The sequence below is a fragment of the Arthrospiribacter ruber genome (assembly GCF_019343195.1).
Taxonomy (GTDB): Bacteria; Bacteroidota; Bacteroidia; order Cytophagales; family Cyclobacteriaceae; genus Arthrospiribacter; species Arthrospiribacter ruber.
Genome location: NZ_RPHB01000004.1, coordinates 363,112 through 380,436, shown reverse-complemented (window position 1 = coordinate 380,436; position 17,325 = coordinate 363,112). Strand labels below are relative to the sequence as shown.

The 17,325-nt window shown below is 40.6% G+C and carries 11 protein-coding genes; 8 read left to right on the top strand and 3 right to left on the bottom strand.

Annotated features, from left to right (window positions below):
- Positions 1–511 precede the first annotated feature (511 nt).
- Genes EGN73_RS10405 through EGN73_RS10390 form a run of 4 tightly spaced genes read left to right on the top strand, consistent with a single transcriptional unit; the run spans position 512 to position 5,648 of the window.
- Positions 512–1,192 carry a TetR/AcrR family transcriptional regulator gene (locus EGN73_RS10405; RefSeq protein WP_219289179.1) on the top strand — a complete coding sequence of 227 codons (681 nt, stop codon included), beginning with the start codon at positions 512–514 and terminating at the stop codon, positions 1,190–1,192.
- Positions 1,182–2,882, top strand: coding sequence for a peptidase domain-containing ABC transporter (locus EGN73_RS10400; protein ID WP_219289177.1), 1,701 nt, complete (start codon positions 1,182–1,184; stop codon positions 2,880–2,882). Before EGN73_RS10405 ends, EGN73_RS10400 begins: the two co-directional genes overlap by 11 nt.
- A gap of 11 nt (positions 2,883–2,893) precedes the next feature.
- Positions 2,894–4,243, top strand: coding sequence for an HlyD family secretion protein (locus EGN73_RS10395; protein ID WP_219289173.1), 1,350 nt, complete (start codon positions 2,894–2,896; stop codon positions 4,241–4,243).
- Positions 4,244–4,259: 16 nt separating this feature from the next.
- Entirely contained in the window at positions 4,260–5,648 is a 1,389-nt protein-coding gene (locus EGN73_RS10390; RefSeq protein ID WP_219289169.1) for a TolC family protein, read from the top strand.
- Positions 5,649–5,765: 117 nt separating this feature from the next.
- Here EGN73_RS10390 and EGN73_RS10385 read toward each other — a convergent pair whose 3' ends face one another.
- Positions 5,766–7,226 carry a Gfo/Idh/MocA family protein gene (locus EGN73_RS10385; protein WP_219289166.1) on the bottom strand — a complete coding sequence of 487 codons (1,461 nt, stop codon included), beginning with the start codon at positions 7,224–7,226 and terminating at the stop codon, positions 5,766–5,768.
- A gap of 223 nt (positions 7,227–7,449) precedes the next feature.
- Here EGN73_RS10385 and EGN73_RS10380 point away from each other — a divergent pair, with 223 nt between their 5' ends.
- From EGN73_RS10380 to EGN73_RS10370, 3 genes are all read left to right on the top strand, one after another.
- On the top strand, positions 7,450–9,045 hold the full coding sequence (locus EGN73_RS10380) for a beta-N-acetylhexosaminidase (RefSeq protein WP_246611540.1): 1,596 nt from the start codon (positions 7,450–7,452) through the stop codon (positions 9,043–9,045).
- 356 nt (positions 9,046–9,401) lie between these two features.
- A complete protein-coding gene (locus EGN73_RS10375) occupies positions 9,402–10,751 on the top strand; it encodes an alanine/glycine:cation symporter family protein (RefSeq protein ID WP_219289163.1) in 1,350 nt (449 codons plus the stop codon).
- A 1-nt stretch (position 10,752) separates the two neighbouring features.
- Complete coding sequence (locus EGN73_RS10370) at positions 10,753–11,859, top strand: glycerate kinase family protein (protein WP_219289161.1); 1,107 nt, start codon at positions 10,753–10,755, stop codon at positions 11,857–11,859.
- Here the strand turns inward: EGN73_RS10370 and EGN73_RS10365 are convergent.
- Entirely contained in the window at positions 11,856–13,634 is a 1,779-nt protein-coding gene (locus EGN73_RS10365; protein ID WP_219289159.1) for an acyl-CoA dehydrogenase family protein, read from the bottom strand. The two genes, EGN73_RS10370 and EGN73_RS10365, sit on opposite strands and share 4 nt — an antisense overlap.
- A gap of 84 nt (positions 13,635–13,718) precedes the next feature.
- A complete protein-coding gene (locus tag EGN73_RS10360; RefSeq protein WP_219289157.1) occupies positions 13,719–14,165 on the bottom strand; it encodes an NUDIX domain-containing protein in 447 nt (148 codons plus the stop codon).
- Positions 14,166–14,547: 382 nt separating this feature from the next.
- Between EGN73_RS10360 and EGN73_RS10355 the strand changes: the two genes are divergently transcribed.
- A complete protein-coding gene (locus EGN73_RS10355) occupies positions 14,548–17,154 on the top strand; it encodes a DUF5695 domain-containing protein (protein ID WP_219289155.1) in 2,607 nt (868 codons plus the stop codon).
- The last annotated feature ends 171 nt before the right edge of the window (positions 17,155–17,325 follow it).

Genomic DNA, 17,325 nt, shown 5'->3' with positions numbered 1-17,325 from the left:
ATTCAGACATAAAACTACCTTGGATGATGGGCCTTCGATTGTCGTATGGCGACAAATGAGAATTCTTAACCTATTCGTAATTTTCAGGAAATTTTGGGTACATATTGTTGCTTTGAAATTATTCATGTCAATCTCCTCTACCATGCAAAAAGTGAAGTTGTGTTCATTATTCAGGACGAATACACTGCTGAATATTATCATAAACACGGAGATGAATATGATCCGGAAAGATTGAATTTAGAAGGCGCAATAAATGATATACAGTTATTTTGAAATGTTGGGCTTAGACTTGCCAACAGCCAATATTGGCCTCAATGGAAGGCAAGCTCAGAATTTAAAAGCATAAGTGAAGCTTACATGAAAAAATAAAACCACTGAAGAAAGTATAATCCCAGCGATGTAAGTTGCTGGGATTTTTTTTCTTTGATTTAGTGAGTAAAACAAACTTTTTGAATATTTGTATAAACTTTTGGTAAGTCATTACCGTTATCGTCTTGTTTTATCGAAATTGATGGAAAGCATTCTTCAAAAAATCCGGGTTGATGTCAATACGGATATTTATCTCAAAGACCCATTCAGTTCAGATTTGGGTAAGGAGTTGATTTCCCAAAGTGTCAACTTATTAATTGACTTAGGGTTTGAGAACTTCACCTTTAAAAAACTGGCATCCCACGTGGGATGTACAGAATCTGCTATTTACAGGTATTTTGAGAACAAGCACAAACTCCTTCTTTACCTTACTTCTTGGTACTGGGGATATTTGGAACAAAACCTGGTGTATGCAACGGCAAATCTTACCGATTCGAAAAAAAAGTTGAAAATAGCTGTTAGGATTCTTGTGAAAGGTCCTATCTTCACCCAAAACGATTTTATAGACCCCATGCAGCTGCGGAGGTTATTGACAGATGAAGCTACCAAAGCCATTATGACCAAAGAGGTAGACGAAGAATACAGAAAAGGGTTTTTTAACCACTATCATAAGCTGGGTGAAAGAATAGCCAAAATAGTTCTCGAAGTAAACCCGAAATTTGAATTCCCAAAGACATTGGTGTCTACAGTAATGGAATCCAGTCTGATGCAGTCTTACTATGCAAGGCATTTGCCTGCACTTACAGAGCACCAGCCTGGTGACGAAAGAAGAATTGATTTTTTCAATAACCTAGTTTTCAAAACCATAGAAAATGAAAATTGATTATACCATGACACCTTTAAGGAGGTTTTTCAAACTTCTTAAAGAGGAAAAAAAGGAAGTATATGCCATTTACTTCTATTCATTGCTCAATGGTGGGGTATCTTTGATCCTACCATTAGGTATTCAAGCCATTGTCAATTTTGTATTGGGAGGAAGGGTCAGTACAGCTTGGTTGATAATGGTTTTGGTAGTAGCTGTAGGAATCACCTTTGGTGGATTTCTTCAGATTTCCCAGCTTTATCTCACAGAGAAACTTGAGCAAAGGATTTTTACCAAGACAGGTTTTAGCTTTGCATATAGGCTTCCCAGGTTGAAATTGGATGAACTACAAGAAAAGCACCCACCTGAATTGGTCAACAGGTTTTTTGATGCGGTGAACCTTCAAAAAGGTATGGCCAAGATACTGATTGATTTTTCTTTTGCTACCGTGCAGATATTCTTCGGTATGATTTTGCTGGCTTTATACAATGTGTTCTTTGTTATTTTCAGTGTGATCCTTTTGGCACTTGTGGCAGTCATATTCCGATATACTAGCCCACGCGGAATGGAAACCAACCTCAAGGTATCTACTCAGAAATACAAAACGGCATATTGGCTGGAGGAAATAGGACGTACCATGGCTACTTTTAAATTGGCAGGAAATTCAAACTTGCCTTTTAAAACCATTGACAAGCTTCTGGAATCTTATGTGGATTTTAGAAATAAACACTTTGCAGTGTTGATCCTTCAATACAAGGTCATGATCGTGTTCAAGGCCTTAATTGTAACCACACTTTTGGTAGTGGGTAGTTTGTTGTTGATAGACGATCAGATCAGTATTGGTCAATTTATAGCAGCAGAAGTTATCATTATCCTTATAGTAAGCTCGGTAGAAAAAGTCATACTTTCTCTTGAGACAGTTTATGATACTTTGGTAGCTACAGAGAAGATAGGTCAGATCATGGATCTTCCTATGGAAAGATTATCCGGAACAGAAAAATCCCTTACTGCTGAAACCAAAGGAATCAACTTTGATATTAGAAACCTTACATATGAGAATAAGAGGTCTCAATATGAGATCATCAATGATTTGTCCGTCACATTAAATGCTGGAGATAAGATCATTTTGACTGGAAACAGTGGAAGTGGTAAGAGTACTTTAATGAACCTCATGGCCGGGCTTTACAGTGATTATAAAGGCCGGATCATTGTAAATGGATTACCTATCGATACCATGAATCTTGACAAACTAAGAAGTTTCATCGGTGATAGTCTTTCATATCAATCCATATTCTATGGAACCATTTATGAAAATATCACACTCCAAAAGGATGTAGATGATAAACATGTGAGGGAAATTATAGAATTGGTAGGTTTAAAAGAGTACATCTATAGACTTGAAGATGACTGGAATACCCAACTATTGCCTGAAGGTAAAAATCTCAGTAGGTTGATTATCAGTAAAATAATTCTTTCCAGATGTTTGGTGAACCATCCAAAAGCCTTGTTGTTGGAGGATATTATTTCTCCATTTGAGGATGAGGACAGAGCCAGGATCATGGATTATATTCTAGAAAAGGACTGGACAGTAGTTTTGGTCAGTGAGGATGAGGAGATCATCCAAAGGTTCCCTAGAGTAATTGAACTGGAAAGGGGAAAACTCAAGTTTGACGGTGATGCTAAAGTTTATTTAGAAGGCAAAAAGAAATAACCCAATAGCGTATGATTGATATTTCACAAAATAAGATTGGGGAGAAGGTTACTTTCAGTAAGTACAAAAGTATAAACATGTCCTTTCCCCAAGATGAGGCTAAAAAAAGAATCAGGATTCTGGTTTGGTTACTCGTGGGAGCATTTTTGTTTTTGTTTCTTCCATGGACACAAAATGTGCGCTCAGGAGGTTTTGTTACAGCTTTGAGACCTGACCAAAGGCCTCAGACAGTACATTCCATCATTGCGGGTAGAATTGAAAACTGGTATGTAGCAGAAGGTGACTACGTACAAAAAGGGGATACAGTACTGAGGATTTCGGAGATCAAAGATGATTACTTTGATCCACAACTATTGGAAAGGACAAGGTTGCAGGTGGATGCCAAAAATCTGTCAGCACTTTCCTACTCCGAAAAAGTCAAATCTCTGGAAATTCAGATCAATGCCCTGAAGGAAAACAATGTCCTAAGAAGAGAACAAGCGGAAAACAGATTGAGGATGGCCGAACTTCAGGTTACTTCAGATAGTATCCGTTTCGAACAATCAAAAGTAAATTTCAAAATCGGAGAGGATCAGCTGCGTCGGGCGAGAAGGTTGTACGAAGAAGGGTTGAGGTCATTGACTGACTTCGAACAAAGGGAATTGAGGTTTCAGGAGGTTCAGGCCAGTCTGATTGCCGCTGAAAATGACCTTCTAAAGAGTCAGAATGCAAGAATTGCTGCCACAATCGAGTTGAATGCCATAGACAATGACTTCAGGGACAGAATGGCCAAATCATCTGCTGATATGTATGAGGCACTTTCTTCACGGTATGATGCAGAAGCTACAGCTACTAAACTGGAGAATCAGTTTTCCAATTATGAAGTCAGAACAGGATTCCGATATATTTTAGCACCTCAGGAAGGGTATATTACAAGAGCCATACAGGTGGGTATAGGGGAAACGATCAAAGAAGGAGCAGAGATCATCAGTATTTTGCCCGCAAATGCCCAGTTGGCAGTTGAGATGTTTATATCTCCAGTAGACTTTCCTTTGATGAGAGTGGGAAATAGAGTAAGATTTATTTTTGATGGTTGGCCTGCCATCGTCTTCTCAGGTTGGCCCCAGATTACCAATGGTACCTTTGGTGGAGTGGTTCATGCCATAGATAATTTTGCCGGACCTGATGGGAGGTATAGGATGCTGGTAGTGGAAGATCCGGAAGATAAACCTTGGCCTGAAGCCCTTAGAATAGGTTCGGGAGCTGATGGGATAGCTTTACTCAATGATGTGCCGCTTTGGTATGAAATCTGGCGACAGCTCAACGGGTTCCCACCTGATTATTATACTGCCAGACAAAAGACAGAAAATCGAAAAAAGTAATGCATAAACTTTAAACATGCGGCTGAAATTATTAATTGTAGCATTCGGACTGATTTTTACTGCCCAAGCCCAAGAAATGTTGACCTATCAGGAATACATGATCTGGGTAAGGGAATACCACCCTGTGGCCAGGCAGGCAGATGTCACCTTAAGGTTTGGTGACCAAGAGTTGCTTGCTGCCCGTGGAGGATTTGACCCAGTTGCTTTCATGGACATCAATGCCAAAAGATTTAGGGATACGGATTATTATGATAGGCGGACAGCAGGCGTTACGGTTCCTACCTGGGGAGGCGTAGAACTTAAGGCGATAGGGGAACAAAATAGAGGTGTTTTTCTAAACCCTGAGTATAGAACGCCTGAAAGTGGCTTGTTGGCATTGGGAGCATCCGTTAACATAGGTCAGGGACTTTTCATAGACAGAAGAAGAGCGGCACTTAGGCAAGCACAGATTTATCGTGATGCTACCCGTGCAGAAAGAGAACTGATCCTCAACGACCTGTATTTGGATGCAACGGATATTTATTGGCAATGGGCAGCGGATTACAATAACCTAGAAGTGTTAAGGGAAGGCTTACGTCTTGCTGAAATGCGCTTTGAAATGGTACGTGAGAGCTTTATCCAGGGAGACTTCCCTGCCATTGATACCGTTGAAGCATATACCCAGGTAATGGACAGGCAATATAGGTTTCAACAAGCGGAGATCAATTTTTTCCAATCCACTCAGATGGTAAACACTTTTCTTTGGGATGCCAATGAAGATCCGGCTGAGCTGGCAGCTGGAGTGTTTCCCGAAAATGTTCTGGACCCTGTTGTCTTTGATTACAACGTCTCATCGCTCAGGGAATATGTCGCAAGTCACCCGGAGTTGCAACTCACGGATTTTGACATTGCAACTTTAGAGGTAGAGAGGAGGTTCAGAGCGGAAATGCTCAAGCCGGTCTTAAAAGTTGATTATAACTTTTTGACCACATCTATCAATGAACTTCCTGAGACATCATCATTTTTTGTCAATGACTATAAATGGGGATTGACCATTGCGACTCCCTTATTTCTGAGAAGAGAAAGAGGGAATTTGGGTTTCACCAAAGCACGATTGGATTACAAAAATTACCAAAGAGACTTAAAATTTGTACAGTTAAGGAACAAACTGGAAAATGAAATTTTCAATTTTGAAACTGTAGAACAGCAGCTGGTGACTTTCACCAACAATGTCACCGGCTTACAAAGGTTGTTGGATGGCGAAATGATGAGGTTTGAAATAGGCGAAAGTTCCCTCTTCCTGGTCAACGCACGCGAGGTTAGTCTTTTTCAAGCTCAGCAGACACTCAATGACCTTGCTGCCAAAAGAAAAACGGCCTATGCCAAAATGCTGAATGCCGCTGGTCTTGGTTTTGATCCACAGTAAAAAAATCCCGCTCAAACTAAGTTTAGCGGGATTTTTTGTTTTTGTCAGCTTTGAAAGTCAGGATTATTGAATTTTCAAAGTATTGGTTTTTTCATTTATTTTTCAATTTCGCTCTTATCAAAGGCTGTAACCTTCCCTGTATTCCCTTTTTACAAATTGATTGGCAGGTTCGAAATTCGTTATTTTCATATTTGGGCCATCCCAAACCAGTTTGATTCCCCTTCCCGGGTAATCGAATCTGTTGGGGTTACCGTCTTGGGGTATACGATAATCATAGCTTCTGATAGCCAGATTACCCATTAGTACGGATTCGGTAAGTGGTCCTGCCACAGAGAAAGGAGAGCTCAATTTATTGTATTCATCACTTCCATAGCCTGCGATACACGCTTCCACCCAATTATTGTAATGACCGCGGTCTCCGCCTGGAACTCTATACTCTGTTTCAGGTACATTGATGTCATTGGTCAAGGCAGTTGGTAGTAATTTTGGATCACGGCCATAAGTACCGCACATCATTTTTCCTTTTGTACCTTCTATGATGACTCCATTTCCACCATCTCCCATTACTTCATTAGGTCCAAGCTCTTCGGGCCGTGCCGGCTGTATTCCACCATCCATCCAATGGAACTGAAGGTCTTCTTTTCCATCTCTTTTGAACCTCAGTGTAATATGAGAAGAAGGAGGACAACTTTCAGGGAAATAGCCCCTTTGAAACTCACCTACGTATACTGAGCCTACACTGCATTCTGCCGATTCGGGATACCCAAGTCCCAAAACTCTAAAAGGTGGCTCCATGATATGGCAGGCCATATCACCTAAAGCCCCTGTGCCATAATCCCACCAACCTCTCCAATTGAAAGGGATAAGGTTAGGGACATAATCTTTGTAAGGAGCTGTACCTAGCCATAGATCCCAATCCAAGTCGGAAGGTGGAGTAGCTGTGGCCTCAGGCCAAGGAATGCCCTGTGGCCAAACCGGCCTGTCCGTCCAGCAATATACTCTGGTAGCTTCTCCAATAAGACCAGCATTGTACCATTCCACCATTTTCCTCACTCCTTCACCGGAAGATCCCTGATTGCCCATTTGGGTGACCACTTTGTATTGGTCAGCTGCTTCTGTTAGGACTCTGGCTTCGTAAATGTCATGAGAAAGCGGTTTTTGAACGTAAACATGCTTTCCCATTTTCATGGCCATCATGGCCTGAACAGCGTGCATGTGATCAGGGGAAGACACGGTTACGGCGTCAATATTGTTACCTTCCTTGTCTAACATCTCCCTGTAGTCCCTGTAATATTTGGCACGTGGATGGGCTTCCACACTTTGCTTGGCTCTGGTATCGTCGACGTCACATAAGGCGACAAAATCAGCCTTGCCACTGGCATAAACACCCCTGACATCATTTCCTCCCATGCCACCTACACCGATACCAGCTACCCTCAGTCTATCCGAAGGGGCTACAAATCCAGGCCCACCCAATACATGCCTTGGTACAAAATAAAATCCCGCCAATGCTGTGGCAGATGCCTTGATAAAGTTTCTCCTTGAACCTGAGCTTTTTGGCAACGCTTCTTTTTTCATTCTTTAATTTAAATTATTTGCTATTTTGGATATCTTTCAACTTTCTAATTTATCAAAAAAACTTTCCTATTTGTGCCAAATCCATTTCTTTGGTAAAAATGGATCATTGACATGATGAGTGGAAATATACGATAGTTTTTATAAGTTTTAGATAAAAGGTAAATACTTTAATGAAAAAATTATTTAAGTTTGATCCAGTTATTTCTCCAAAATCCCAATCATTATGAGCTTCAAAATGACCTTTCAGTCCTTTATTTGGGCTGCTTTATGTTTTATGTTTATTGCCTGTGATACTGAAAGGCCTGCCAAATTGAGCCAGTCCTCAGTTATTCCTATTCCAGTTTCCATTACCTCTGCTGAAGGTGGTTTTGCATTGAAATCGGATTCGAAGATTTCCTATGAGTCAGGATTGCAAAATGAGGCCCAAGCTTTAAAGCAGAGACTGAAATCCTTGACGGGTTTGGAAGTGAATATTGAGGATGGTGCGTCTGAAAATGTTATTCAACTTTCAATAGACCCTAATGCTTCTGCAAATGAAGAAGGCTATTTGATCAAAATTGATAAGGGGAAGGTTAAAATTACCGGAAATTCTGAGGCTGCTGTTTTTTGGGGAATACAGACTTTTTGCCAGCTTGTACCTGTTCCATCAGATAATGTTTCAGGGCCAAATCCTCAATTTTTTATTTCAGCAGGAGAAATTGAAGATTATCCAGAATATGCATATAGAGGAATGATGCTTGATGTGGCCAGACATTTCTTTTCGGTCAATGAGGTCAAGCACCTTATTGATCTTATCAGTACTTATAAAATCAATCACCTTCATCTTCACCTGTCAGATGATCAGGGTTGGAGGATAGAGATAAAATCCTGGCCATTGCTTACTGAAATCGGTGGAAGCACTGAAGTGGGTGGGGGCAAGGGAGGGTTTTACACCCAAGAAGATTACAAAGAAATCGTTCGATATGCTTCTGAAAGACACATGACCATAGTTCCTGAAATCGACATGCCAGGCCATACCAATTCAGCTTTGGCATCCTATGGAGAACTGAATCCGGGAATAAAAGTACCTGAAGAAGGGGCTGTGCCTACAGAAAGAACCCAAATGGGGGTAGCAGGACAGCCTACTCCTTTATATACTGGAAGAGAGGTAGGCTTCAGTACTTTGGATACCAATAAGCCCGTGACTTATCAATTTATTGAAGATGTCATAAGGGAAATTTCAGAAATTACTCCTGGGCCTTATTTTCATATTGGCGGTGATGAGTCGCATGTGACGGAGATGGAAGATTATATTCCTTTCATCGAAAAGGCACAGGATATCGTGACCAAATATGGTAAAAAAACCTTAGGTTGGGATGAAGTGGCGCACGCAAAACTTTTACCTACTTCTGTTGCCCAGTACTGGGCCAAAGCCGAAAATGCGGTAATGGCCATAGAACAGGGAGCAAAAGTGCTCATTTCCCCAGCTACAAAAGCTTACCTTGACATGAAGTATGATTCTACTACTCATATAGGTTTAAATTGGGCGGCTTATATTGAACTGGACGATGCCTACAATTGGGACCCCACTACGCTGGACGAGCAGATCAAGCGTGAGCACATCATTGGGGTAGAGGCACCTTTATGGACAGAAACAGTTACCAATCGCTCTGAAATAGAATACCTGACTTTTCCACGATTGGCAGCCATTGCAGAAGTAGCATGGTCACCTCAGGACAGAAGGGACTGGGATAGCTTCAAATCCCGTTTGAAGTTCCATGGTCAGCGCTGGACCAGAGATAACGTTAACTTCTACAAGTCTCCTAAAGTGGATTGGTAGTGAAGGCCTCTGTCGGGAGATATTTGGTTATTTGTTTTAAGTTAATGGTTATTGGGTTAATAGTTACAAGAGGGACGGCGGATTTAGTTTGACATTCCGTAGCCTTTCGTGGCTCCCGGTTAAATACTGTGCCATATACCATGCTACGTACTTTGACTTAGTACAATAAAATAACTTCTCGTCTCTCGCTTCTATTTTCTTGTTTCTCATCAAAACGGCCTCGTTTGAGCTTGGCCATTTTTTTATACTACAATAAAAAATTAAACCTCTAGGATCTTTATGGATGCATATTTATGATCCATGCTTGTCTTTTCGGAAAAATGCCTTTAATATGGTTGTTTAATCAAACAAAATGAATGGGAGAGTTTATAGTCAATTTTAGCAATTGGATTTGGGATACCCCTATGTTGGTCTTATTGATGGGGGGAGGTTTCATACTTTTAGTGTATTCCGGATTTATTCCATTTATGAAGCTTGGACATGCCATTTCCTTGGTTCGCGGCAAATATGATGATCAGAACCTTCCCGGACAGATCAGTTCACGACAGGCTTTATCCGCTGCCATCGCAGCCACAGTTGGTCTGGGAAATATCAGTGGAGTGGCCATTGCCATCAATATGGGCGGTCCCGGGGCGATTTTCTGGATGTGGATGTCTGCTTTTGTAGGGATGGCTACCAAGTATTTTTCATGCAGTCTTTCAATCATGTTTAGAGGAAAGGATGATTCAGGAGAAGTGCAGGGCGGTCCTATGTATGTGATAGAAGAAGGCATGGGCAAAAAATGGAAGCCTTTGGCAGTTTTGTTTTCTGTTGCAGGTGTGTTGGGGCTTTTGGCGATATTTCAGGCCAATCAGCTAACAGCAGTGCTCAGATCAGTTCTTCTCATGCCAAATGGACTGGATCAAGGTGATCTCACCAAGTGGATTCTTGGCATCTCCATGATGTTGATTGTAGCGGTTGTGATTTTGGGAGGAATCAAAAGAATTGCATTAGTGGCTTCCAGACTTGTCCCATTTATGGTGGCCCTTTATTTTATCACCGTGATTATTATCATGATCCAGTATATAGAAAATGTTCCAGACATGCTATGGTTGATCATTAGCGATGCCTTTACAGGAGAGGCAGCCATGGGTGGAGCTGTTGGTGCGGTGATAGTGATAGGTGCAAGAAGAGCTGCGTTTTCTAATGAGGCAGGAATAGGCACGGCGCCTATGGTGCACGGAGCATCTAAAAACAATGAGCCTGTCAGAGAAGGGCTTATTGCCATGTTGGGTCCATTTATCGATACAGTAGTGGTATGTACGCTTACTGCTTTGGTGATCTTACTTACCGGAGTTTGGGAATCCACTGAAAATGATGGGGTGAGATTGACTTTGTCTGCTTTTGAGATGGCACTGCCTGGACTTGGTAAGTATTTGTTGATGGTAGCAGTTTTGGTGTTTGCATTGTCGACCATGTTTACCTACTCCTATTATGGTCACAAATGCTTCAATTATCTTTTTGGATCCAAAAAAGCCGATTATTACAATTATTTCTATTTAGTAACTATTGTGGCCGGTGCTGTGGCTTCGCTGGAAGTGGTCGTAAGCTTTATTGATGGCATGTATGCGGTAATGGCAATACCGACCATGATTTCTACCATTTATCTGGCACCTAAGGTCAAAGCTGCCTCAAAAGACTATTTCGAAAGAATGAAAAACAAGTAATATGAATATTCTTGTTGCTCCAAATGCCTTCAAGGGAACTATAGAAGCAGAAGACGCGGCAGCTTTGATTGCCGGAGCACTGGAGGAAAAGTATCCTGATCTGAATATTATGCAATGTCCCATTGCCGATGGAGGCGATGGGACTTGTTATCTTCTGGGGCGTGCTTTAGGCTTGGAGCCTCAATTTATGTATGCCCTCAATGCCATAGGAAAACCTGTGCAGGGCTATTACTTTTTGACCAAGAACCATACTACTGCCTACCTTGATGTGTCCACGGTTTCTGGAATCAAGGACCTGCATGAAGTTGAAAAACAAGCTGATCTGGCGCAGACATACGGCACAGGAGAGATGGTCTTGAATGCTGTTCAAAAGGGAGCCAAGCATATTGTATTGGGGCTGGGGGGATCTGCATCTATAGACTTGGCTACCGGAATTCTGGGTGCACTTGGATTTGTTTTTTTGGATCAAAAGGGAAGACAAATCCCCTTTTTTTCGCCTGATTTCATTCATAAAGTCAGGCATATCCAAAGACCTATCCAAAAGCAGGAACTGCAATTCACCTGTTTATGTGATGTAGACAATTTCTTTTTTGGGGACAATGGAGCCATTCCGGTTTTTGGACCTCAAAAAGGACTTGATTCTAAAAATTCGGCCCAGTTTGAAAAGGATTGTGGCAGATTGCTGGAGTTTTATGCTTCCAAATCAGGGAAAGTAATAGAAGACAGCAGTGGATTTGGAGCGGCAGGAGGAATCGCATTTGGCTTGTCCTATTTTTATCCACTTGAAATACAGATGGGAGCGAAATGGTTTTTTGAAAATATAGGCATGGAAGAAAAAGTAGCTTGGGCAGATTGCATTATCACCGGTGAGGGCAAATATGATTCTCAATCAGCAGGAGGAAAAGGAAGTTATGAATTGCTTCAATTAGCGAAAAAATCAGGAAAAAAATGCTTTCTCATCACCTCAGGAAATGAAGCTATCAGAGCTGGCTTTGACCATGTAGGGGTGCTGCCTGATTTGGATTTCAGCAATGAAAGATATAAAACCATCGCCGCCCAAAACCTGAAAGAGGTGGTGAAGGGCTTACCTTTATCAGCTTCTCTCTAAAACCATTCATTTTTCATTTCCACCGTTACTTTATCTGTAGATATAAGCCTCTTTGATAATGAGTTCACTTTGACAAGCTCATATTCGTAAAAGAATCGTATGCACATAATTTTCCCAGTGTAGAACTCTTCATTCCCAACTTTATTCTCCAAGGCTTTCTGAGCATTACTGGCTTGCTTTAACCACTGCCAAGCCACCACTATCAATCCCATCAATTCCAGAAACAAAGTAGCATCTGCAAGGTAATATTCCGGGTTTTTACCGGCTTCCCTATGTAAATGTGTAAAGGTGTTTTGAGCTGTTTTCAGGTAAGATTCCAGTTGCCCGGCAAAGCCTTGCATCGCTTTCATTTGCTTGGCAGCATCCAAGTCTTTTTTTATTTCAGAAAGTAAAATTTTTAATGCCTTACCTTCTTTTATCAGAACCTTTCTTCCGAGAAGATCCATCCCATGTATTCCTGTTGTGCCCTCATGTATGGGGTGGATTCGTGCTTCCCTGTAATATTGTTCTACAGGAAAATCAGTAGTATATCCCGCTCCTCCTAATACTTGTATGGCTGAAGAGGTAGTCAGGCAGGCTATTTCCGAAGGGTAGGATTTGGCGATGGGCGTAAGTAGGTCAAGCAAAAGTTCAAGATCCTCTCTTTGCTCTTCTGGACCTGAATGGATAAGATCTGTAAGATAGCAGCAGTATAACAACAGTGAGAGGGATCCCTCCAAAACTGATTTTTGGAAGAGGAGCATCCGCTTCACGTCTGCATGTTCGATAATAGGAACTTGGGGCAATTCAGGATTTTTGTCCGTGATTTTTCTGCCCTGTGGTCTCTCTTTAGCATATTCCAAAGCTGCATGATATGCAGCTGTGCCAATGGCGCAGGCATTTATACCCACCCCGACTCTGGCTTCATTCATCATTTGAAACATGTACTGCAGCCCCTTATTTTCCTCTCCGACCAAGTAGCCTAAGCACCCGTCATTAGAGCCTATCATCAGATGGGCGATAGGTGCACCTTTATACCCCATTTTGTGGTAGATTCCCTGAGTGAGTACGTCATTGGATTCCCCTGTGTCTGTTCTTTGCCTAGGTACTACAAAGAGTGAAATTCCCTTGGTTCCTTTAGGTGCGCCTTGGATCCGCGCCAACATCAGGTGAATGATATTTTCACAGGCATCATGATCACCGCAAGAAATATAAATTTTTTGTCCTTTGATAGAAAAAACCTGTTCATCATCAGTAGGATAGGCTGTTGTATTTAAATCTGAAAGTGAGCTTCCAGCATCAGGTTCAGTCAATGCCATAGTGCCCTGCCAAGTGCCATTTAGCATATTTGGGAGGTAAGTTTTTTTCATTTCCTCATCACCGAAATTTCTGATGAGCTTAGCGGCACCTGTAGTCAAAAATGGAAACACCGATGCAGAATAATTGGCTGCCTGGAAAATAAATCCTGCGGCCTGATGAATAATATTGGGAAGTTGCTGTCCTCCTTCTTCAAAAGGGAAAGTAGCATTGATCCAGCCATCATTCCCAAATTGCGAAATGATCTTTTTCATACCCGGATGTACTTTGATGGATCCATTCTCCAGTTGGGGCTCATTTCTATCCATTTCTGTGAGCAGGGGATAAAGGCTGGAATGGGCGATTTGATCCGCAGCATCTAAAACCAATTCAAAAGTTTCTTTGCTATGATCTTGAAAAAGGGGGTTATTGATCAGAGATGTAGCCTGTAAGTTTTCAAATAGCTGAAAATATAAATCACGTTTGGAATAAAATGCCATGAGGGAATAAATTGGTCGGTAGACAAGATATCAAATTTTCCGGGGGAATTGGCAAAAAAACGTATATTCAAAAATTGGTATGCCTTAAACCAATTGGAGTTCAGTTTTTGATACCAGGTTTAAGAATTTATCCAAGTTGTTTTTATGATCAAAAATCATTTTGGGGAGTTCTTTCATTGGAAACCAACGTGCATGAAAGTCATCGTTGATTTGTTTTTGATATTTATTTTTATCTATTAAAGCTACAAATGCCAAGGCAAGTACTCGTTCAATGGGATCTCTACCAGGATTGCTATATGCCCTAAGTTGTTCAAGATATACATCATGTAGACCGGTTAATTGATGAAGTATTCTATTTGCAGCTTCATCAGCAGACTTATTGTCCTGAACAAACCCTCCCATCAAGCTCCATTTTTCTCTTTCTGGGGCAAAATCTCTTTGTATTAGAAGAAGCTTGTAGTCATTACCGTCGAATCCAAAAAGGATACATTCTACAGCTAATAAAATTCTGATTTGATTTGAATTTTTCATATTTGATGAGTTTTTCAATGCACTTACAACCGCTACTCTGGATGCAGACAAACACTGAATTATCAATAATATAGGCCTATTTTGAAAATTTATTATTAATTGATCAATAATGAGTTAATTTTTTGACTATTCGTCAATATGGTATTAAGGTCCGTCAAAAGGCTATAATAATTCCAATAAGTGTTTTTTATACATTTGTTATTGTTGAATGAATTCAAAATCCAATGACGACCTTCATACTTTAAATGAAATAATAATGATGAAAATTGCTTTGAAACCGCATGTAATTTTTTGGCTGTTATGTTTTACCATTTTGCTTAGTGTAAATAGTTATGGCCAAAGAAGAAGTATATATGAAAACATAGAGAAAAGTCCAGTGAAAATGGACGTATCAAAAAAACATAAATTTTCTTCAGATAATTTTCACTTTGAAATTGTTGAATCTACACAGCTTGCAGCTTCACTCAGACCTAAGAACGAAACTGATTTTGATTTTTTGCCTTCTGAAGTAATGGAGATAAGAAGTAGAGATAGTCTATACCATCTTGGAGACATTAATCTTATGCTTAGGAGATCGGATTCTGAAGGTTGGAAACAATATTCCTCGGCTAGAAACAGGGCTGAAGTGGAAAAGCTTCCTGCCAGTGGGAAAGTGTTTGCTTCTTCAAAACTCAATCCATCTCTGGACAAAGATATTCCACTTGATGTAATAAGAAGGTGGGAATCGGTAGATGGAAAGTTAGTACTGACTTTTGAATTGATTAACCTAGGTAAAGAGCCGATAGAAGTTGGTTATTTAGGTATTCCAATGATTTTTGACAATATACTGCACCATAAGAATTTGGAAGAAGCCCATCTGGAAAAAGTTTTTTATGACCCATACATCGGAAGGGATGCAGGATACCTTCAGGTGGTCAGACTCAGTGGAGCCGCACCGGTTCTGCTTGTTCTTCCCCATCAGAATGCCGGTTTTGAAGCGTATAGCCCATTATTGGATGATAAAACACCAAGAAACATTACTTTCGAAGGTTTTCACGATTGGGTCATTCATAGCAAAGCTAAAGCCGAAGGAGAATGGTCTGGTGTTTCACAGTGGAATGAGCCAAGTTCTTCCGTTCTAATGCCAGGAGAAAGAAAGGAGTTTTCATTGGCTTTTGTCTTGTCAGAAGGGGTAAGGGATATAGAAAAGACTTTAATTGAAGAAAATAGACCAGTTGCTGTAGGCATACCAGGCTATGTAGTGCCAAAGGACGTCAATGCAAAGTTGTTTGTCAGCAAACACAGAAATGTGGTGTCTTCGGAAGTCTACCCTCAAGGTTCCCTAAGTTTAAAAGCGGTTGAAAATACAGCGTTGAAAGATTGGGTAGAATATGAGGTAGTTGGAAAAGAATGGGGAAGGTCCAGGGTGACATTGGAATATGAAAATGGAGAAAAGCAAACGATAAATTATAAGGTAATAAAAGGTGAAAAGGATGTGATTGCTGATTTTGGCAAGTTTCTTACTACTGAGCAATGGTATGATAATCCAGAGGATCTTTTTGGAAGACATTTGTCCGTGATATCTTATGATTACGAGAAAAAAGAAAAAATATTGGAAGACAGCCGTGCCTGGGTGGCAGGTTTGAGTGACGAGGCAGGAGCAGGTTCCTGGCTTTCAGCCGTCATGAAGCAGTACCTTGATCCCGATCCAGAAGAAATGGTTAAAATCAAACAGTTTTACTATCAGACGCTTTGGGGTGGTATTCAGTATTCAGAAGGTGAGAAGAAATATGGTGTGAGAAAGAGTATGTTCTATTATGAACCGGACTCAATGCCAGAAGGAACTTACAGTGATGATGTCAATTATAGTACTTGGTCAGCTTGGTCTAAAAAGGAAGCAGAATCTACCGTAAGGTCTTTCAATTATCCACACGTTGCGGCAGCTCATTGGGTTATGTATAGATTGGCCAGGTTTCACGAAAATCTTGTAGAAAGCCACCCTTGGTCATGGTATTTGGAAAATGCATTCCATACCACTATAGCCATGGTAGAGCAAGCACCTCATTACGCGCAGTTTGGACAGATGGAAGGAACAGTTTTCCTTAGGATTTTGGAAGATTTGAAAAGAGAGGGTATGGATGAGCTAGCCGATGAGCTGGAAAGTGTGATGAAGAAAAGAGCCGATGTATGGGCGGAGTTGGCATATCCATTTGGCAGTGAAATGCCATGGGATTCTACAGGTCAGGAAGAAGTTTACATTTGGACTGATTACTTTGGATATGATCAAAAAGCTCAAGTGACCTTAAATGCTGTGTTGGCATACATGCCTACTGTACCTCATTGGGGTTACAATGGAAGTGCAAGAAGATATTGGGACTTTCTTTACGGAGGCAAACTTCAAAGAATTGAAAGACAGCTTCATCATTATGGGTCAGCTATGAATGCCATTCCTGTGCTGGAAGGATATCATAAAGCTTCAGAGGATTTATATAAGCTGAGAGTGGGTTACGGAGGTCTTTTGGGCGGAATTTCCAACATTACAGAAGATGGCTTTGCTCCTGCAGCCTTCCATTCATATCCGCAAACTTTGGATATCGATGGCATCTCAGGCGACTATGGATCGGGTTTCTTCGGGTACGCCATAAATAGCAGGGCATATTTAGTGAAAGATAAAATTTTTGGATGGTTGGGCTTTGGTGGAAACGTTTCTTCAAAAGGTGATTGGGTGGAGTTGGAAGTTACAACAGCCGGGAAGAATGCTGTTTTCATAAATCAAGCTGATTTGTTGATAGAAACTGATGCAGGTGAGATTCAGAAAGTGTCTTTTAATCAGAAAAACGGTGAAGTCAAAGTTTCACTTGGCCCTAAAAGTAAGTTTACGCCTAGAGCTGTATTGCGCATCAAAAATTTCGGTCAGAAAGAATACAGTGTTGTTGGGATAACTGCTGGAAGTGACTCTAGATATTACCTTGACTTAGGTGCAAGAAATCTGGAGATAAATATTAATTAAAATTTTATAGGGTAATAATTGTTTGGATAAGGAACATGCAGTGCATGTTCCTTATTTTTTTTAATTAAAAAACTAAATAATTATTTAAATGTTTAAAAATGTTAAAATAAATCAAGATTGTATTATTTTACATCAATAAGGTTCTTTTTGTGAATAAGTGTTTTAGGTACA

What these genes read in the sequence shown, in the direction of transcription:
- EGN73_RS10405 (WP_219289179.1), top strand. Translation starts at nt 512, where the DNA reads ATGGAAAGCATTCTTCAAAAAATCCGGGTTGATGTCAATACGGATATT.
- EGN73_RS10400 (WP_219289177.1), top strand. Translation starts at nt 1,182, where the DNA reads ATGAAAATTGATTATACCATGACACCTTTAAGGAGGTTTTTCAAACTT.
- EGN73_RS10395 (WP_219289173.1), top strand. Translation starts at nt 2,894, where the DNA reads ATGATTGATATTTCACAAAATAAGATTGGGGAGAAGGTTACTTTCAGT.
- EGN73_RS10390 (WP_219289169.1), top strand. Translation starts at nt 4,260, where the DNA reads ATGCGGCTGAAATTATTAATTGTAGCATTCGGACTGATTTTTACTGCC.
- EGN73_RS10385 (WP_219289166.1), bottom strand. Translation starts at nt 7,226, where the DNA reads ATGAAAAAAGAAGCGTTGCCAAAAAGCTCAGGTTCAAGGAGAAACTTT.
- EGN73_RS10380 (WP_246611540.1), top strand. Translation starts at nt 7,450, where the DNA reads ATGAGCTTCAAAATGACCTTTCAGTCCTTTATTTGGGCTGCTTTATGT.
- EGN73_RS10375 (WP_219289163.1), top strand. Translation starts at nt 9,402, where the DNA reads ATGGGAGAGTTTATAGTCAATTTTAGCAATTGGATTTGGGATACCCCT.
- EGN73_RS10370 (WP_219289161.1), top strand. Translation starts at nt 10,753, where the DNA reads ATGAATATTCTTGTTGCTCCAAATGCCTTCAAGGGAACTATAGAAGCA.
- EGN73_RS10365 (WP_219289159.1), bottom strand. Translation starts at nt 13,634, where the DNA reads ATGGCATTTTATTCCAAACGTGATTTATATTTTCAGCTATTTGAAAAC.
- EGN73_RS10360 (WP_219289157.1), bottom strand. Translation starts at nt 14,165, where the DNA reads ATGAAAAATTCAAATCAAATCAGAATTTTATTAGCTGTAGAATGTATC.
- EGN73_RS10355 (WP_219289155.1), top strand. Translation starts at nt 14,548, where the DNA reads ATGGACGTATCAAAAAAACATAAATTTTCTTCAGATAATTTTCACTTT.